Origin of the sequence: Nesterenkonia sp. E16_10, assembly GCF_017347085.1 — a bacterium.
Lineage (GTDB): Bacteria > Actinomycetota > Actinomycetes > Actinomycetales > Micrococcaceae > Nesterenkonia.
In genome coordinates this window covers 326,365-343,375 of record NZ_JADPSA010000029.1, presented here as the reverse complement: position 1 = coordinate 343,375, position 17,011 = coordinate 326,365, and the positions used below count along the sequence as shown (strand labels likewise).

General features: G+C 68.9%; 14 protein-coding genes. 6 read left to right on the top strand and 8 right to left on the bottom strand.

Annotated elements, in window-relative coordinates; translation table 11 throughout:
• The first annotated feature begins 11 nt into the window (after nt 1-11).
• The 3 genes from I2487_RS10245 (at nt 12) to I2487_RS10235 (ending at nt 5,495) form a co-directional block, all read left to right on the top strand.
• A complete protein-coding gene (locus tag I2487_RS10245; protein ID WP_207171724.1) occupies nt 12-2,831 on the top strand; it encodes an aconitate hydratase AcnA in 2,820 nt (939 codons plus the stop codon).
• Nucleotides 2,832-2,997: 166 nt separating this feature from the next.
• A complete protein-coding gene (gene dxs, locus I2487_RS10240) occupies nt 2,998-5,001 on the top strand; it encodes a 1-deoxy-D-xylulose-5-phosphate synthase (RefSeq protein WP_207171726.1) in 2,004 nt (667 codons plus the stop codon).
• A gap of 2 nt (nt 5,002-5,003) precedes the next feature.
• Complete coding sequence (locus I2487_RS10235) at nt 5,004-5,495, top strand: hypothetical protein (RefSeq protein ID WP_207171728.1); 492 nt, start codon at nt 5,004-5,006, stop codon at nt 5,493-5,495.
• 7 nt (nt 5,496-5,502) lie between these two features.
• Here I2487_RS10235 and I2487_RS10230 read toward each other — a convergent pair whose 3' ends face one another.
• From I2487_RS10230 to msrB, 6 genes are all read right to left on the bottom strand, one after another.
• Nucleotides 5,503-5,934, bottom strand: a complete 432-nt coding sequence (locus tag I2487_RS10230) for a Rieske (2Fe-2S) protein (protein WP_207171731.1) — start codon at nt 5,932-5,934, stop codon at nt 5,503-5,505.
• Between the two features lie 116 nt (nt 5,935-6,050).
• On the bottom strand, nt 6,051-8,222 hold the full coding sequence (locus I2487_RS10225) for a 3-hydroxyacyl-CoA dehydrogenase NAD-binding domain-containing protein (RefSeq protein ID WP_207171733.1): 2,172 nt from the start codon (nt 8,220-8,222) through the stop codon (nt 6,051-6,053).
• A gap of 107 nt (nt 8,223-8,329) precedes the next feature.
• Nucleotides 8,330-9,559 carry a ribonuclease D gene (locus I2487_RS10220; protein WP_207171795.1) on the bottom strand — a complete coding sequence of 410 codons (1,230 nt, stop codon included), beginning with the start codon at nt 9,557-9,559 and terminating at the stop codon, nt 8,330-8,332.
• 19 nt (nt 9,560-9,578) lie between these two features.
• Entirely contained in the window at nt 9,579-10,187 is a 609-nt protein-coding gene (locus I2487_RS10215) for a DUF3000 domain-containing protein (protein ID WP_207171797.1), read from the bottom strand.
• Nucleotides 10,188-10,315: 128 nt separating this feature from the next.
• On the bottom strand, nt 10,316-11,374 hold the full coding sequence (locus I2487_RS10210; protein ID WP_345941399.1) for a threonine aldolase family protein: 1,059 nt from the start codon (nt 11,372-11,374) through the stop codon (nt 10,316-10,318).
• A gap of 3 nt (nt 11,375-11,377) precedes the next feature.
• Nucleotides 11,378-11,794, bottom strand: a complete 417-nt coding sequence (gene msrB / locus I2487_RS10205) for a peptide-methionine (R)-S-oxide reductase MsrB (RefSeq protein ID WP_207171735.1) — start codon at nt 11,792-11,794, stop codon at nt 11,378-11,380.
• A gap of 45 nt (nt 11,795-11,839) precedes the next feature.
• Here msrB and I2487_RS10200 point away from each other — a divergent pair, with 45 nt between their 5' ends.
• Nucleotides 11,840-13,258 carry an alpha/beta hydrolase family protein gene (locus I2487_RS10200; RefSeq protein ID WP_207171737.1) on the top strand — a complete coding sequence of 473 codons (1,419 nt, stop codon included), beginning with the start codon at nt 11,840-11,842 and terminating at the stop codon, nt 13,256-13,258.
• On the opposite strand, the gene I2487_RS10195 is transcribed toward I2487_RS10200, so the two are convergent.
• On the bottom strand, nt 13,203-13,676 hold the full coding sequence (locus I2487_RS10195) for a SufE family protein (RefSeq protein ID WP_207171739.1): 474 nt from the start codon (nt 13,674-13,676) through the stop codon (nt 13,203-13,205). The two genes, I2487_RS10200 and I2487_RS10195, sit on opposite strands and share 56 nt — an antisense overlap.
• Nucleotides 13,673-14,563: a sulfurtransferase gene (locus tag I2487_RS10190; RefSeq protein WP_207171741.1), complete on the bottom strand. Its 891-nt coding sequence runs from the start codon at nt 14,561-14,563 to the stop codon at nt 13,673-13,675. The genes I2487_RS10195 and I2487_RS10190 overlap by 4 nt, the downstream gene beginning before the upstream one ends.
• Before the next feature lie 88 nt (nt 14,564-14,651).
• Here I2487_RS10190 and zapE point away from each other — a divergent pair, with 88 nt between their 5' ends.
• Together zapE and ppk2 are read left to right on the top strand one after the other, a co-directional pair.
• On the top strand, nt 14,652-15,707 hold the full coding sequence (gene zapE, locus I2487_RS10185) for a cell division protein ZapE (protein ID WP_207171743.1): 1,056 nt from the start codon (nt 14,652-14,654) through the stop codon (nt 15,705-15,707).
• 110 nt (nt 15,708-15,817) lie between these two features.
• Nucleotides 15,818-16,741, top strand: coding sequence for a polyphosphate kinase 2 (ppk2, locus tag I2487_RS10180; protein WP_207171745.1), 924 nt, complete (start codon nt 15,818-15,820; stop codon nt 16,739-16,741).
• The last annotated feature ends 270 nt before the right edge of the window (nt 16,742-17,011 follow it).

The window sequence follows — 17,011 nt, the reverse complement described above, 5'->3', positions numbered from 1 at the left end:
AGGAGTCCCGAGTGAATAATGCGGACAGCTATGGGGCCAAAGGCGTCCTCAACGTCGACGGCACCGACTACGAAATCTTCCGACTCAACGCTGTGGAGGGATACGACACCCTGCCCTACAGCCTGAAGGTCCTGCTCGAGAATCTCCTGCGCACCGAAGATGGTGCCAACGTCACCGCCGATCACATCAAGGCGCTGGCGCAGTGGGACGAGAACGCGCAGCCCGACACCGAGATCCAGTTCACCCCCGCCCGAGTCCTGATGCAGGACTTCACCGGTGTGCCCTGCGTGGTGGACCTGGCGACCATGCGTGAGGCAGTCAAGGAGCTCGGCGGCAAGCCCGAGCAGATCAACCCGCTGGCTCCCGCCGAGATGGTGATCGATCACTCCGTCCAGATCGACTCCTTCGGCAACGCCGACGCCATGGAACGCAACATGGACATGGAGTACCAGCGCAACGGCGAGCGTTACCAGTTCCTGCGCTGGGGCCAGACCGCGTTCGACGACTTCAAGGTCGTCCCCCCGGGCATGGGCATCGTGCACCAGGTCAACATCGAGAACCTGGCCCGCACCGTGATGACCCGCGAGGTCGAGGGCACCCTGCGCGCCTACCCCGACACCTGTGTCGGCACCGACTCGCACACCACCATGGAGAACGGCCTGGGCGTGCTCGGCTGGGGCGTGGGCGGCATCGAGGCCGAGGCAGCGATGCTCGGCCAGCCGATCTCCATGCTGATCCCGCGCGTGGTCGGCTTCAAGCTCAGCGGGTCCATCCCCGCCGGCGCCACCGCCACAGACGTGGTGCTCACCATCACCCAGATGCTGCGCCAGCACGGTGTGGTGGGCAAGTTCGTGGAGTTCTACGGCGAAGGTGTGGCGGCAGTGCCGCTGGCCAACCGCGCCACCATCGGCAACATGTCCCCGGAGTTCGGCTCCACCGCGGCGATGTTCCCGATCGACGAGGTCACCATGGGCTACCTGCGGCTGACCGGACGCACCGAGGAGCAGCTGAAGCTGGTCGAGGCCTACGCCAAGGAACAGGGCATGTGGCACGACCCCTCCCGGGAGCTGCGCTTCTCGGAGTTCCTCGAGCTGGATCTCTCCACCGTGGTCCCCTCCATCGCCGGGCCGAAGCGCCCGCAGGACCGGATCGAGCTCACCGACGCCAAGGAGCAGTTCCGCAAGGACATCCACAACTACGCCAAGGACGGCTCGGTCACCAACGGAGTCGTCGACGACGCCTCCGAGGAGTCCTTCCCGGCCTCCGACGCGCCCTCCCACGATGCCACCGATGAGCAGACCGCGGCCGACAAGCCCCGCGACACCTCCGGTGCCCCGGTGGAGGGACGGCCCTCGAATCCGACCCCGGTCACCATGCCCGACGGTCGCGAGTTCCACCTCGACCACGGCGCGGTCTCGATCGCCTCGATCACCTCCTGCACCAACACCTCGAACCCGAACGTCATGATGGCCGCCGGTGTGCTGGCCCGCAACGCCTCCGAGAAGGGCCTGACCAGCAAGCCCTGGGTCAAGACCTCGCTGGCGCCGGGCTCCAAGGTGGTCACCGACTACTACGAGAAGTCGGGCCTGACCGAATACCTGGAGAAGATCGGCTTCTACCTGGTCGGCTACGGCTGCACCACCTGCATCGGCAACTCCGGTCCGCTGGAGGAGGAGATCTCACAGAAGATCCAGGAGCAGGACCTCGCCGTGACCTCGGTGCTCTCGGGCAACCGCAACTTCGAGGGCCGGATCAACCCGGACGTGAAGATGAACTACCTGGCCTCCCCGCCGCTGGTGGTCGCCTACGCCCTGGCCGGTTCCATGGACTTCGACTTCGAGAACGAGCCGCTGGGCCACGATGAGTCCGGCAAGGCGATCTTCCTTGGAGACATCTGGCCGGACCCGGTGGAGGTCCAGGAGATCATCGACGCGTCCATCGACACCGAGATGTTCACCTCCAAGTACGCCACCGTCTTCGACGGCGATCACCGCTGGCAGGAGCTGGAGACCCCTGAGGGCTCCACCTTCGCCTGGGACGAGGACTCCACCTACGTGCGGAAGCCCCCGTACTTCGAGGGCATGAAGCTCGAGCCTTCGGCGGTCACCGACATCGAGGGCGCCCGGGTGCTGCTGAAGCTGGGCGACTCGGTCACCACCGACCACATCTCCCCGGCGGGCTCCTTCAAGTCCGACACCCCGGCCGGTCGCTACCTGCTGGAGAACGGCGTGGCCCGGAAGGACTTCAACTCCTACGGCTCCCGGCGCGGCAACCACGAGGTCATGATCCGCGGCACCTTCGCGAACATCCGGATCAAGAACGAGCTGCTCGACGGCGTGGAGGGCGGTTACACCCGCGACTTCACCCAGGAGGGCGGTCCGCAGGCCGCGGTCTACGACGCGGCGGTCAACTACCAGGCGGCCGGCACACCGCTGGTGGTCCTCGGCGGCAAGGAATACGGCTCCGGGTCCTCGCGTGACTGGGCGGCCAAGGGCACCAGCCTGCTGGGCGTCCGGGCGGTCATCACGCAGTCCTTCGAGCGGATCCACCGCTCCAACCTGATCGGGATGGGCGTGCTGCCCCTGCAGTTCCCCGAGGGCGAGTCCGCCGACACGCTCGGCCTGACGGGCCTGGAGACCTTCTCCATCTCGGGAGTGACCGAGCTGAACAACGGCACCACCCCGAAGACGCTGAAGGTCACTGCCGTGAAGGAGGACGGCGCAGAGGTCAGCTTCGACGCCGTGCTGCGCATCGACACCCCCGGCGAGGCCGACTACTACCGCAACGGCGGCATCCTGCAGTACGTGCTGCGTCAGCTGGTGAAGAAGTAAACAGCCTGATCCCAGACCGCCGAGCGGCTGCGATCGGTGAATAGCAGGAGGGGCGCTTCGATCTTCGGATCGGGCGCCCCTCCTTCGTTCTGCGGCACATGTCTTCAAACGTGTCAGGGCCCCGTCAAAGTCCGCCCGCGCAGGCCGTGACAGGTAGACTGCGGCAATGAGTATTCTGCAGACAATCACGTCTCCGCAGGAGCTGTCCAAGCTCAGCGAAGAGCAGATGGAGCGGCTGTCGGCGGAGATCCGGCAGTTCCTCATCGCCAACGTCTCCAAGACCGGCGGTCATATGGGGCCCAACCTCGGGGTGGTGGAGCTGACCCTGGCGATCCACCGGGTCTTCGACTCCCCGCGGGACTCCATCATCTTCGACACCGGCCACCAGTCCTATGTGCACAAGCTGGTCACCGGGCGTCAGGACTTCTCCACGCTGCGCCAGACCGGCGGCATCGCCGGATACCCGGATCGGGCCGAATCGGTGCACGACATCGTGGAATCCTCCCACGCCTCCTCCTCGCTCTCCTGGGCGGACGGCATCTCCAAGGCCCGTGTGCTCGCCGGGGAATCCGACCGCTGTGTGATCCCGGTGATCGGCGACGGCGCGCTCACCGGCGGCATGGCCTGGGAGGCGCTGAACAACATCGCCGCCGACAAGGACCGCCGCGTGATCATCGTGGTCAACGACAACGGCCGCTCCTACGCGCCCACCGTCGGGGGACTCGCCGAGCAGCTGGGGCGGCTGCGGCGGAACTTCCTGGACAAGGTCCGCACCCACCGCACCTACGAGCGCGTCATGGACGGCACCAAGCAGAAGCTGCAGAACGGCGGACCGATGGGCCAGATGGTCTACCGCAGCCTGCACGCCGCGAAGAAGGGCGCCAAGGACTTCTGGGCACCCCAGGGACTCTTCGAGGACCTCGGCATGAAGTACATCGGGCCGGTGGACGGCCACGACCAGCGCGCCCTGGAAGAAGCGCTCACCGACGCCAAGAACTACGGCGGACCGGTGATCGTGCATGCACTCACCGAGAAGGGCAAGGGATACGCCCCCGCCCGTGCCGATGAGAACGACCAGTTCCACGCCGTGGGCGTCATCGACCCGGAGACCGGGGAACCGGTGCACCGCGGCGGCGCCCGCTCCTGGACCTCGGTGTTCGAGGAGGAGATCACCGCCATCGCCGATGAGCGCGAGGACATCGTTGCGCTCACCGGGGCGATGATGATCCCGGTGGGGCTGCGCAGCTTCGCGCAGAAGCACCCGGAGCGAGTCTTCGACGTCGGCATCGCCGAACAGCACGCGCTCACCTCCGCCGCCGGTCTCGCCTACGGCGGCCTGCACCCGGTGGTGGCGATCTACGCGACCTTCCTCAACCGGGCCTTCGACCAGCTGCTGATGGATGTCGCGCTGCACCGCGCCGGGGTCACCGTGGTCCTGGACCGGGCCGGCGTCACCGGACCCGACGGCCCCAGCCACCACGGCATGTGGGACCTCTCGCTGCTGCAGATCGTCCCGGGGCTGCGGATCGCGGCCCCACGAGACTCCACCCGGCTGCGCGAGGAGCTGCGCGAGGCCGTGGCCGTGGACGACGCCCCGACCGTGCTGCGCTTCTCCAAGGGCTCGGTCAACGGTGAGATCGACGCGCTCGAACGCCTCGAGGACGGCGTGGACGTGCTCTGGAGCTCCGCCGCGACCTCCAAGACGCCGAAGCCCTACGCGCATGACGTGCTGATCGTCTCCGTGGGCACCATGGCCGAGCTCTCGCTCGACGTCGCGCAGCGGCTCGCGGATCAGGGGATCAGCGCCACCGTGGTGGACCCGCGCTGGGTGCTCCCGGTGCCGGACTCGGTGATCTCCCTGGCCGCGCGGCACCGTACCGTCATCTGCATCGAGGACGGCGTCAAGGCCGGCGGCGTCGGCTCACGCATCCGGCAGAGCATGCGCGAGGCCGGTGTGGACACCGGCCTCAACGAGGTGGGACTCCCGGTGGAGTTTCTCGCCCACGGCACCCGCGGCGAGGTCCTCGAACGTGTGGGCCTCACCGCCCAGAAGATCACCCAGGACGCCGTCGGACAGGTGCTCGGCACCAAGGTGCCCTACGCCCGTCCTTTGCCCGGTGAACCGGCTCCCACCGGCCAGATCCCCAGTCTCCGTACCCGAAAGGTCTGACATTGATCACTCTCTACCGCCGCGACGAGCAGGCCTGGCACTACCGTGAAGCCTGGTACGACGAAGCAACCGGAGAGTTTGTGATCCACCACGGGGCGCTGGGCGCCAACGGCAAGCTCACCTCCGAGAAGGTCAGCGCACCCGAGGCCGAGCAGCTGCTCGAGAGCTTCACCGCCCAGTGCCGGGAAGACGGCTTCGCCGAACCCGCCCCCGAGGACCAGATCGAGCTGCGCCTGCTCTACCCGCTCAAGGGAGAGCAGCCCAGCGCCTCGGAGCAGCGCAACATCGGCGCGGTGCACCGCGAGGTGCTCGCCACCCTGGCCTGGCGCGGCCTGGGCCTGCTCAGTGACCCGGTGATCGAACCGCACCACGGCGGCCACGCCTCGGTGATGCGGATCCAGACCCTGCACCAGGGCAAGGCCCGCGAGGCGGTCAAGGCCGCGATCCGCGCCGGAGACGTCCCGGCCTCAAAGATCGAGCTGCGCGTCGGCTGAGCCCTGCTCAGACCTGGACCCGGATGGACTCTCCGTCGATCTCGGCGGGGTAGCGGGTCAGCGGCTGCCGTGCCGGCCCGCCCTCGGCGGCGCCGGTCTCCAGGTTGAAGATCGAGCCGTGGCAGGGGCAGGCAAAGCGTTCCGGCTCGGTGCCCACCGCGCATCCCTGGTGGGTGCACACCGCAGAGAACGCGTGGACCGTGGTCTCGTCGCTGCGGTGCAGCAGCAGCTGGGTCTCGCCGACCTCGGCGGTGCTGCTCGTCCCCACCTGAAGCTCGGCAAGCGCCATGACCTCGGTCCAGGTGCCGCCCTCGGCGACGCTCGGCGCCGCGGGATCTGGCGCCTGATCCGCGCCACAGGCGCTCAGCAGCGCCGCAGAGCCCGCGGTCAGGGCCGAGGCGCGCAGGAAACGACGGCGATCACAGCAGGGCGAAGTCATGGTGCCAAGTCTATGAGGAATCGGACCCGGGCCGGGCCCTGGGTCAGCCCCCTGTGCGGGGACTGACCCAGGGCCTGAGCCCGGAGCCGGGCCTGAGCCCGGAGGCCGGCGGGGGATCAGTCCCGGGTGTTGAACGCCCGGCCGTTGACCCGTTCGCTGGCGCCCACCTGGTCCAGGTAGGGAGTGATCCCACCGCGGTGCAGCGGCCAGCCGGCGCCCAGGATCATGCAGAGGTCCACGTCCTGACGGGAGGCGACGACGCCCTCCTCGAGCATCATCCCGATCTCCTCGGCCAGTGCATCTTCCACGGTGCGCAGCAGCTGCTCCGAGCTGCGCGCGGAGCTTCCGAAGCTCATCAGCGCGAGGGTGCTGTCCTTGATGAAGGGCCGGCCGGCGTCGTCGGTGCTCCAGATCTCGGTGACTCCCGCGTCGATGAGATGCTGCAGGTTGGCCGAGACGTGGAAGCGATCCCCGAAGCTGGTGTGCAGCGATTCGGTGACGTGCTGGGCTACCGGGATGCCCACCATCGCCAGCAGGGTGAACGGGCTCATCGGCAGCCCGATTGGTTTCAGCGCGGCGTCCGCGGTGGCGGCATCGGTGCCCTCGTCGAAGGCTCGCTGCACCTCGCTCATCAGCCGCAGCAGCACCCGGTTGACCACGAATGCGGTGGAGTCGCTGGTCAGCACCGGGGTCTTGCGCAGCCCCGCGGCGAGGGCGAAGGCCGTGGCGATCGGCTCATCGGCGGTCTGCGGGGCCCGGGCGATCTCGATCAGCGGCATGGCGGCCACCGGGTTGAAGAAGTGGAAGCCGATCACCCGCTCCGGGTGCTGCAGGTCAGCGGCCATCTCGGTGACCGAGAGCGAGGAGGTGTTGGTCGCCAATATGGTCTCGGCCGGCACGATCGCCTCCAGCTCGGCGAAGACCTGCTTCTTGACACCGATCTCCTCGAACACCGCCTCGATGACGAAGTCGGCGTCGGCGTAGACGGACTTGTCCGTGGAGCCGGTGATCAGCCCGCGCAGCCCTGCGGCCTGCTCCTGGGTGAGCCGGCCCCGGCTCGCCTGCTTCTCGAGCTGGGCCGCGATATGGGCCAGCCCCTTGTCCACCCGGGACTGATCGATGTCGGTGAGCACCACCGGGACCTGCAGCTGGGCCGCGAAGACCATGGCCAGCTGCGACGCCATGAGTCCGGCCCCCACGACGCCGACCTTGGTCACGCTGCGCGGCGCGACCTCGGGCACCCCGGCCGGACGCTTGGCGCGCTTCTGGAGCAGGTTCAGGAAGGCGTAGACGGTGTTGCGGAACTCATCGGTGAGCATCAGATCGCCCAGCGCCTCGCACTCGGCGGCCCGGCTCTGCTCCCGTGTGCGCTCGGGCACCTGGATGAACAGGTCCAGTGCGCGGCGCGGAGCCGGCGCGGAGGGGCCCAGCTTGGTGGCCACGGTGCGCTCGGCCGCGTCGACGGCGCGGGCCCAGGCTTCGGCGGAGAAGTCGTGGTTGCGGTGCGCGGTGAGCTGCTGTGCGGTGGCGGGGTCGCCGCTGATGATCCGTGCGGCATAGTCGAGGCTCTGCGCCTCGAAGTCCTCTGCCTCGAAGAGCGCATCGGCGATGCCCAGAGCGTGGACCTTGTCCCCGGTGAGCGTGCGGTTGTTGTTCAACGCGTTGCTGAAGATGACCTCCGCGGCGGCCTCGGGGCCGATCAGCCGGGGGAGACGGTAGATCCCGCCCCAGCCTGGCACCAGGCCCAAGAACGCCTCGGGCAGGCCGATGCCCTTGGCCGCGGTGGAGACCGTGCGATGCTGCGCGGCCAGCGCGATCTCGAGTCCACCGCCCAGCGCGGTCCCGTTGATGAACGCGAAGCTGGGCACCGGGAAGTCCTCCAGGAGCCGGTAGGCGTGATGGCCCAGATCAGCCATCGCGGTGGAGTGGTCCCGAGACTCCACGCGTTCGGCGGCACCCAGGTCGGCTCCGGCGGCGAGCACCCCGGGCTTGCCGATCACCGCGATGCCGGCGATCTCTCCGGCCCGAGCTCGCGGCAGCTGTGCGGCGAGGACCTCACCGAACTGGATCAGGCTGCTCGGGCCCAGGGTGGAGGGGCGTTTCGGGTGGTCGTTGTCCAGACGGATCAGCACCAGCGTTCCGGCGCCTTCGGGCAGGGCGACGTCCTCGGCGCGGGAGTGGGTGATCACCTCATCGCTGAAGGCCTCCGCGAGGTCTGCGAAGCGGGAGAATTCCAGCGCCGCTGCGGGGATCTCGGCCGGTGCCTCGGGTGGGTGCGCTGATGTCATGTGTTGCCTCCGTGACGTGGGTCGGCGCGGGGCAACCGCGCCTCGGGGTGAGTCTCAGCTCACATCCTACCCATGAGTAACCAACGGGGAAACCCACGCCGCGGCGTTCAGAAGCTCTCCAGCGGCTCCGGGTCCAGCAGGGCCACCGTGACGATGGCGGCGCACTGCTCGATCTGCCAGGGCCTGGCGCCGAGTTCGGCCAGCGCGGCGCTGACGCCGTCGAGGTCCAGGACCTTCGGCGGGGTCCAGCAGAGCTGCTTGAGCACCGCGGGGGTCAGCAGGGTCTCGGGCATGAGGTCGAGCTCCTCGGCGCGGTGGTTCAACCAGTCCCGGGCGGTGCGGTAGCGCCGGAAGGCCAGCGGGTTGCGGTCCTTCCAGGTTCGCGGCGGCGGCGGGCCGGCGGCACGGCGCTTGGACTCCGGGGCCTCGGGGTTCTTGGTCCCGGATTCGATGGCGCGCAGCCATTTGGGCGCCTCGCGCTTGGCCGCCCTGCCGTAGAAGCCCTTGATCGAGAGCAGCTGGGGCACGGTGCGCGGCACCGCGTCGGCCGCGGCGACCAGCGCGGAGTCGGGCAGGATATGTCCGGGGGCGATGTCCTTGGACTCGGCCATGTTCTCCCGGGCGGCCCAGAGCTCGCGCAGCACCGAGAGCTTGCGCGGGGACTTCAGCCGGTTGACCCCGGTGGCCTTGCGCCAGCGTTCGCTGCGCGGGACCGTGACCGGCCGGTGGGTGCGCAGGTGTTCGAACTCCTGCTCGGCCCAGTCCAGCTTGTCCTGCTCGTCCAGCAGCTCGGTGAGGCTCGCGCGCAGCGGGATCAGCAGCTCCACGTCGAGGGCGGCGTAGCGCAGCCAGTCCTGCGGCAGCGGACGTCGCGACCAGTCTGCCGCCGAGTGTTCCTTGGCCAGGCGGACGCCGAGCAGTGATTCCACCACGGCGCCGAGGCTGACCCTTGGCAGTCCGCCCAGCCGGGCGGCGAGCTCTGTGTCGAAGAGGCTGTGCGGGTGCATGCCCAGCTCGGCGAGGCAGGGGAGGTCCTGGGTGGCGGCATGCAGGATCCACTCCACGCCGTCGAGGGCCTCCTGCACCGGGGCCAGGGTGGTGAACGGTTCCGGGTCGATCAGCCAGAGCCCGGAGCCTTCGCGTTTGAGCTGCACCAGGAAGGCGCGCTGGCCGTAGCGGAAGCCCGAGGCGCGTTCGGCGTCCACCGCGACCGGGCCGGTGCCGGCGGCCAGCGCATCGGCGCAGCGCTGCAGGCCTCGGTCGGTGTCGATGACGAAGGGGACCCCGTCCTCGGGCTCGGTCAGCAGCGGCGGCGGCCCCTCGTCGGGGGACTCCATCGAGGTCTCCGGCACTGCGTCAGTTCCTCCTGATATGTGGCAGGGCGATCACTCCATCGGGCAGCGGCGGCAGTCCCGCGAAGGAACAGACCATATCGGCCCACGCCTGCAGGTGGGACCCGAACCCGTGTCCGGTGGGGCTCCACGAGGCGCGGAGCTCAACATCGTTGCTCGGCAGCCGGTTCTCCATGCTGCCGAAGCTCTCGGAGAGGATCCGGGTGGCCGTGCCGCCCGCATGACTGTACTCCACCCCGTGCTGGGCCAGGGAATCGCAGAGCCAGGTCCAGGCCACGGAGGCCAGCAGCGGATCGTTGCCCATCTCGGCGTCGAGTTCGGCGCGGATATAGATCACCACCCGGAAGGTCCCGCCCCAGGCCTGCTGGCCTGCCGGGTCATGGAGCAGGATGAAGCGACCGGTGGCCAGCACCTCGGTGTCCTCGGGCTGCGGGCGCAGCCGGGTGACCGGGTGGGAGCTCAGTGCGACGCCGCCGTCGGAATGGACCTCGGCGCGCAGCGCCACGGCGAAGGGCGCCAGCCTGGAGGGCGCCGGAACCTCTTGGACCAGCGCCTCCAGGCGCGGTGAGGCGTGGCGCAGACTGCCCAGTGCTCGCAGGAATGCCTCCGGCAGACCCTCGATGCCGGTGGCACCATGGGGCGGCTGGGGGGAGCCACCGGCTGCGCTCTGCTGGTCGGGTCCTCCGATAGGACCGAAAGCTGTCACGCCCCCAGATTAGGAACAACCATCAGCCTGCCGTGCTAGGCGCGCCGCGCACACTCCACCAGTGCCTCGATCTGCGCGTCGGTGGTCTGGAAGGAGCACATGATCCGCAGCACCGGGTCACCGCTGGCCGCGGTGTCCCAGACGTGGATCAGGTATCGCTCACGCAGCGCCTCGGCCACCCGGACCGGCACCTCCGGGAAGGTGGCGTTGACCTCGGTGGGCCGTGACAGCGTGACCCCCGGCACCTGGGCCAGCGCCTCGTCGAGCTTTGCGGCCTGTGCATTGGCGTGGGTCGCGTTGCGCCGCCAGAGGTCGGTGCCGAAGAGCTCCAGCAGCTGCGCCGAGACGAAGCGCTGCTTGCTGGCCAGCTGCATCGAGAACTTCTGGATGAAATCGGTGCCCGCCACCCGGTCCGGGTCGATCACCACCACGGCCTCGGCCGCCATGGCGCCGTTCTTGGTCCCGCCGAGGCTGAGCACATCCACCCCGGCCGCGGTGGTGATCTCGGCCAGCGAGCATCCCAGGGCGGCGGCGGCATTGGAGATCCGGGCACCGTCGAGGTGGACCCCGAGGCCCTGGGCGTGGGCCGCCTCGGCGACCGCGGCGATCTCCTGCGCGGTGTAGACCGTGCCGAGCTCGGTGGACTGGGTCAGCGTGACGGCCAGCGGCTGCGCGGCGTGGACGAAGCCCAGAGCCTTGGCCTCTGCGGAGATGTCGGCCGGTGTGAGCTTCCCGGTCGTCGTCGGGCGGGGCAGCAGCTTGAGCGCGCCGAGGCGCTCCGGTGCGGCGCCCTCGTCGTTGTTCACGTGGGCCTGCGCGGAGCAGATCGCGGCGCCCCAGCGGGGCAGCAGCGCCTGCAGCGCCACCACGTTGGCTCCGGTGCCGTTGAAGACCGGCAGGATCTCCGCGCGCGCCCCGAAGGTCTCCTTGATCACCTCGCGCAGCTGCGCGGTCACCGGGTCGGCGCCGTAGGGCAGCGCCGCGTCCTCGTTGACCCGGCTCAGCGCCTGCAGGATCTCAGGGGAGACCCCGGCGACGTTGTCCGAGGCGAAGGAGGCATCCAGCAGCCGCGGCTGCGTCTCGGTGGCCGTCACCGCTCAGCTCTCGGTGGCTTCGGTGAAGTCCATCGAGATGGAGTTGATGCAGTAGCGCTGGTCGGTGGGGGTGTCGAAGCCCTCACCGGTGAAGAGATGTCCGAGGTGGGAGTCGCAGGAGCCGCAGCGCACCTCGGTGCGCTCCATGCCCATGGAGGTGTCGCTGAGGTACCGGATGTTCGCGTCGGCGGCGGGCTCGAAGAAGCTGGGCCAGCCGCAGCGCGAGTCGAACTTCTCGGTGGAGGCGAACAGCGCCGCCCCGCAGGCTCGGCAGGAGTAGGTTCCCGCCGCCTTGTTGTCCCAGTACTCCCCGGTATAGGCGCGTTCGGTGCCGCCCTGACGCAGCACCTGGAACTCCTCCGGGCTGAGCTTCTCGCGCCACTGATCGGCGCTGGTTCCGGTGTTCTGGTTCTCACTCATGCCTCTATCTCATCACGTTCCGCGCGCCCGCGTAAGCTGAGCCGCATGACGTCACGGTTGAATGAACCCGGTGCTGCAGCGACTCAGGCGAAGGCGCTGGTCCCACGGGCGGCACGCGCCGCGACCAGTCGGATTCGGCGCGGGGCGGTGGGGCACACCCCGAAGCGCCTCCCGGAGCGCACGCCGGCGCACAGCCGGGCGCACACCCCATGGATCCGCGCCACGACCCTGGGGGTGGGCACCGGGCTCGCAGCCGGGATGACCCTGGCCGCCGCGGCCTCCGGGCTCGCCGGGTATTTCGCCCGCGCCGTGGTCACCCCGGTGCGCGAGCGTGCCGAGGACCTCCAGATCCTCGCGGTCACCCGCGGTCCCGAGGGCGATGAGGTGATTCTGCCGATCACCGCGGAGACCGTGGTGGAGGGCACCTACGGATTGTTCTTCCACGGCGGGCGCTCCCTGGCCCGGATCGGGCCGATCATCGCGCTGGAGCCCAAGGGCGGGACGGTGACCCGCCCGGTGCAGAAGGTCTACGGCGGTGACCTGCGCACCGCGGTGCGCGGCTGGTGGACCTCGGTGGTCTACCTGAACCCGGCCGACGCCGGCTTCGCCAGCGAGGAGGTGGTCATCACGCTGCCCGGCGGGCCCTCACCGGCCTGGCACGTGGCGCCGCAGCCGAACCCCGCCGGCCTGCCCGCAGATCATCAGGGCCCGCTGACCGGGCGCAACGTCTGGGCCATCGGGGTCCACGGCCGGGGCAGCAACCGCACCGAGGGCATCCGGGCGCTGGCGGCCACCTCGGCACTGGGAGCCGAGACGCTGCTGATCTCCTACCGCAACGACGGCGAGGCCCCGGCCGCCGCCGACGGTCGCTACGGCCTGGGAGTCACCGAATGGGAGGACGTGGAGGCCGCCATCGAGTTCGCGCTGGAGCGCGGGGCGCAGGACATCCTGCTCTTCGGCTGGTCCATGGGTGGGGCGATCAGCCTGCAGACCGCCGACCGGTCCCGCTACGCCGCCTATATCCGCGGCCTGGTGCTCACCGGCCCGGTGATCGACTGGATGGACGTGTTGGCCCACCAGGCCAAGGCCAACCGGATCCCCGACGTGGTGGGCCGGATGGGCCAGTGGTTCATCTCCAACCCGGGCGGCCGTCGGGTCACCGGGCTCGCCGCCCCGGTGGACCTGCAGGCGATGAACTGGATCGACCGGGCCGATCAGCTGCGCGACCACGTGCTGATCATGCACAGCGTCGATGACAACATCGTGCCCTACGGGCCCTCCCGGGATCTCGCCCGGAAGAACCCGAAGGTCACCTATGTCTCCTTCGCCCAGGCACGCCACGTCAAGGAGTGGAACCACGATCCGCAGCGCTGGGACGAGACGGTCATCGACTGGGTCACCGACCTGTTCAGCCGGGCTGCCCCGGGGCAGACCCGGCCTGGTGAACCCGGATATTCCGCTTGATCCGGCCCAGCATCGCGGTCATCCCGCGCAGCCGCAGCGGTGTGATCGCCTTGGACAGGCCCAGGCGCTCCGAGAGGTCCTCCGGCACCGCGAGGATCTCCTCGAAGCGCAGACCGCTGAGGCCCTCATGCAGGATCGCCGCGAAGCCCCGTGTGGTGGGCGCCTCCGGGGGAGCGGCGAAGAAGATCGCAGCGGTCCCGGCGGCGTCGTCGTACTCCAGGGTCAGAAACAGCGGAGACTGACACTCCACCACCTCCTCCATCTGGTCGTAGCTGTTGCGGTAGCGCTCGGGCAGCTCCGGGAGTTCTCGGGAGAACTCCAGCAGCAGCTCCAGCTTCTGCCGGTCTTCGAGTTCGGCGAACTCCTCGATGACCTCGGTCAGCTGCGCGGGCAGCGTGGGGTTCGGGGTCTGGCTCATGCGCCGGGCACCGCACCGGGCTGATCACCGGTGGCGATCGGCAGCCGGACCGCATTGCCCCACTCGGTCCAGGAGCCGTCGTAGTTGCGGACGTTGTCGTAGCCGAGCAGGTGCTGCAGCACGAACCAGGTGTGCGAGGAGCGCTCACCGATCCGGCAGTAGGCGATGACCTCCTCGGCGGTCCCGAGCCCCGCCTGTTCGGTGTAGATCGCCTCCAGCTCGGCGCGGGAGCGGAAGGTGCCGTCCTCGTTGGCGGCCTTGGCCCACGGGACCGAGGCGGCGGAGGGGATGTGGCCGCCGCGCAGGGCGCCCTCCTGCTCGTAGCCCTCCATGTGGGTGCGCTCACCGGAGTACTCCAGGGGGGAGCGCACATCGATCATCGGCTTGCCGAAGTGGGCGAGGACATCCTCGCGGAAGGCACGGAAGGTGAAATCGTCGCGCTGCGCCGGGGTGGGGTACTCCGCGGCGGCCGGGGCCTGCACCTCGGTGACCAGCTCGCGGCCCTCGGCGGCCCACTTCTGCCGGCCACCGTCCATCAGGCGCAGGTCCGCATGGCCGAAGAGCGTGAAGACCCAGAGGGCGTAGGCGGCCCACCAGTTCGACTTGTCTCCGTAGAAGACCACGGTGGTCTCAGGGGTGATCCCCTTCGCGGCGGCGAAGGCCGCGAACTGCTCCGGGCCCAGGAAGTCTCGGGTCACCGGGTCATTGAGGTCGGTGTGCCAGTCGATCTTCTGCGCGCCCGGGATGTGCCCGACCTCGTAGAGCAGCACATCTTCGTTCGATTCCAGCAGCACCACGGAGGGGTCGTCCTGGTGCTGGGCCACCCAATCGGTGGAGACCAGGGCGTCGGGGTGGGCGTACTGGGAGAAGTCTTTGTCTTCGGTCATGGTGAACAGAACCTTCCGTCGTCACTGGGTCACCTTCCAGGATAGGGAATCCGCCGGTGAAACGCGCAGTCGTGGGTAGAGTGGTCATATGCCGTCCAACGCCACTCCGCTGAGCCAGCGGACCCCTCAGCTCGGAGTCGGTCAGCTGTTGGAAGGCCTGCGGCCGTCCTTCCGTTTCGCCGAGGTCTCCTTCGACTCCTATATCCCGGACCCCGCGCACCCCTCCCAGGAGAAGGCGGTCACCGCGCTGCGCGAGTTCTCCGCGAGCGTGGGCGCGAGTCAGGGCGGCGGCGGCTTCCTCGGCAAGCTCTTCGGCCGGGCCCCGGCCCGCCCCAAGGTGCCCGCCGGGATCTACCTCGACGGCGGCTTCGGAGTGGGCAAGACCCACCTGCTGGCCTCGCTCTACCACTCGGTCGAAGGCCAGCGGGCCTTCGGCACCTTCGTGGAATACACCAACCTGGTCGGCGCGCTGTCCTTCCGCCGCACCGTGGACGTGCTCAGTGACTACGCGCTGGTCTGCATCGACGAGTTCGAGCTCGACGACCCGGGGGACACCGTGCTGATGTCCCGGCTGATGCGGGAACTGGCCGACGCCGGGGTCAAGCTCGCCGCGACCTCGAACACCATTCCCGGCTCGCTGGGCGAGGGACGCTTCGCCGCCGCGGACTTCCAGCGCGAGATCCAGGTGCTCTCGGATCAGTTCACCGTGATCAAGGTCGACGGCGAGGACTATCGCCACCGTGGGCTTCCCGAGGCGCCCGCGCCGCTGGGCTCCGAGGAGATCGAGGACTTCGCCACCCGGCAGTACCCCGAGGCGCGCATCGCGGTGGACGACTTCGACGCGCTCTGCAACCACATCACCGGGGTCCATCCCAGCCGCTACCGGCAGCTGGTCACCGATATGGACGTGCTGGTGCTCAAAGATGTCGAGACCATCGAGGCCCAGGCGCTGGCGCTGCGCTTCGTGGTGCTCGCCGACCGGCTCTACGATCAGGACATCAAGATCGTGGCCTCCGGGAAGCCCTTCGATCAGCTCTTCACCGAAGAGATGATGGCTGGCGGGTATATGAAGAAGTATCACCGCACGGTCTCCCGGCTCACCGCGCTCGCCCGCGCCGGGCAGATGGGTGAGGTCGCGCTCTGACCCAGCTGTAGTCGGCCGCGATGCTTCCCGATCGGGCCGAGACGGTCGACAATGTGTCCATGGACATCTGATGAGCTGGCAGCAGCCGCAACCCGAGAAAGGCTGATCTGATGAATGACCCGATCTTCCAGGTCGACGGCACCGCCCGCAAGAACCTCCGTGAGTTCATCGACGAGCTCCGCGAGGGCGGATACACGGTCTTGGACGGTCATACCCCTGACCCGGACCTGATCGACCCGCAGGGCCGCGCCGTGGAGACCTGGCACGAGAACTACCCGTATGAGAACCGTCTCTCCCGAGACGTCTACGAGATCGAGAAATATCACCTGCAGGTGGAGCTGCTGAAGTTCCAGTACTGGGCCGAGGACTACGGGCTCAAGCACGTGATCGTCTTCGAGGGCCGCGACGCCGCCGGCAAGGGCGGCACCATCAAGCGGTTCACCGAACACCTGAACCCACGCACCGCGCGGGTGGTGGCGCTGAACCGGCCCTCAGACCGTGAGCTGGGCCAGTGGTACTTCCAGCGGTATGTGGACCACCTGCCCACCGCCGGAGAGATGGTGCTCTTCGACCGCTCCTGGTACAACCGGGCCGGGGTCGAACGGGTGATGGGGTTCTCCTCCGATCAGGAGTACGAGCTCTTCATGCGCCAGGCCCCGCAGTTTGAGCAGATGCTGGTCGACGCCGGGATCCACCTGACCAAGTTCTGGTTCTCCGTGACCCAGCAGGAGCAGCGCACCCGCTTCGCGATCCGCCAGATCGATCCGGTCCGGCAGTGGAAGCTCTCACCCATGGACTTGGAGTCCCTGGACCGCTGGGAGGCCTACACCGAGGCCAAGGAAGAGATGTTCCTGCGCACCGACACCGACCACGCGCCGTGGATGACGATCAAGTCCAACGATAAGAAGCGAGCCAGGCTCAACGCGATGAAGTGCTTCCTGGCCCAGTTCGAATACGAGGGCAAGGACCATGAGATCGTCGGGGAGCCCGATCCGCTGATCGTGCAGCGCGGCCGCGACGCCGTGGGTGACTGAGCATCGCTGCGGGTGACTGAGCGTCGCTGCGGGGGACTGAGCGACGCCGCGGACGGCTGACCCTCGCTGAGCCCGGGCGGGCCACGCGGGCTCAGGGCTCCTGGGCCGGTGCGCGAGGCGAAGCGGTAGAGTTGCAGTGCTCGCCCCGGGGACACCGAGGTTCACGACGGCGGGATCCCATGTCCGACCTCCAGGGCGGCTGCTGTGTGCACGGTGATCCCGGCCCGCCACCGCGGTCCGCGCGTGCAGACGGAGAAGATGCTGCGCTGT

What these genes read in the sequence shown, in the direction of transcription:
- dxs (WP_207171726.1), top strand. Translation starts at nt 2,998, where the DNA reads ATGAGTATTCTGCAGACAATCACGTCTCCGCAGGAGCTGTCCAAGCTC.
- I2487_RS10230 (WP_207171731.1), bottom strand. Translation starts at nt 5,934, where the DNA reads ATGACTTCGCCCTGCTGTGATCGCCGTCGTTTCCTGCGCGCCTCGGCC.
- I2487_RS10225 (WP_207171733.1), bottom strand. Translation starts at nt 8,222, where the DNA reads ATGACATCAGCGCACCCACCCGAGGCACCGGCCGAGATCCCCGCAGCG.
- I2487_RS10220 (WP_207171795.1), bottom strand. Translation starts at nt 9,559, where the DNA reads ATGGAGTCCCCCGACGAGGGGCCGCCGCCGCTGCTGACCGAGCCCGAG.
- msrB (WP_207171735.1), bottom strand. Translation starts at nt 11,794, where the DNA reads ATGAGTGAGAACCAGAACACCGGAACCAGCGCCGATCAGTGGCGCGAG.
- I2487_RS10200 (WP_207171737.1), top strand. Translation starts at nt 11,840, where the DNA reads ATGACGTCACGGTTGAATGAACCCGGTGCTGCAGCGACTCAGGCGAAG.
- I2487_RS10195 (WP_207171739.1), bottom strand. Translation starts at nt 13,676, where the DNA reads ATGAGCCAGACCCCGAACCCCACGCTGCCCGCGCAGCTGACCGAGGTC.
- I2487_RS10190 (WP_207171741.1), bottom strand. Translation starts at nt 14,563, where the DNA reads ATGACCGAAGACAAAGACTTCTCCCAGTACGCCCACCCCGACGCCCTG.
- zapE (WP_207171743.1), top strand. Translation starts at nt 14,652, where the DNA reads ATGCCGTCCAACGCCACTCCGCTGAGCCAGCGGACCCCTCAGCTCGGA.
- ppk2 (WP_207171745.1), top strand. Translation starts at nt 15,818, where the DNA reads ATGAATGACCCGATCTTCCAGGTCGACGGCACCGCCCGCAAGAACCTC.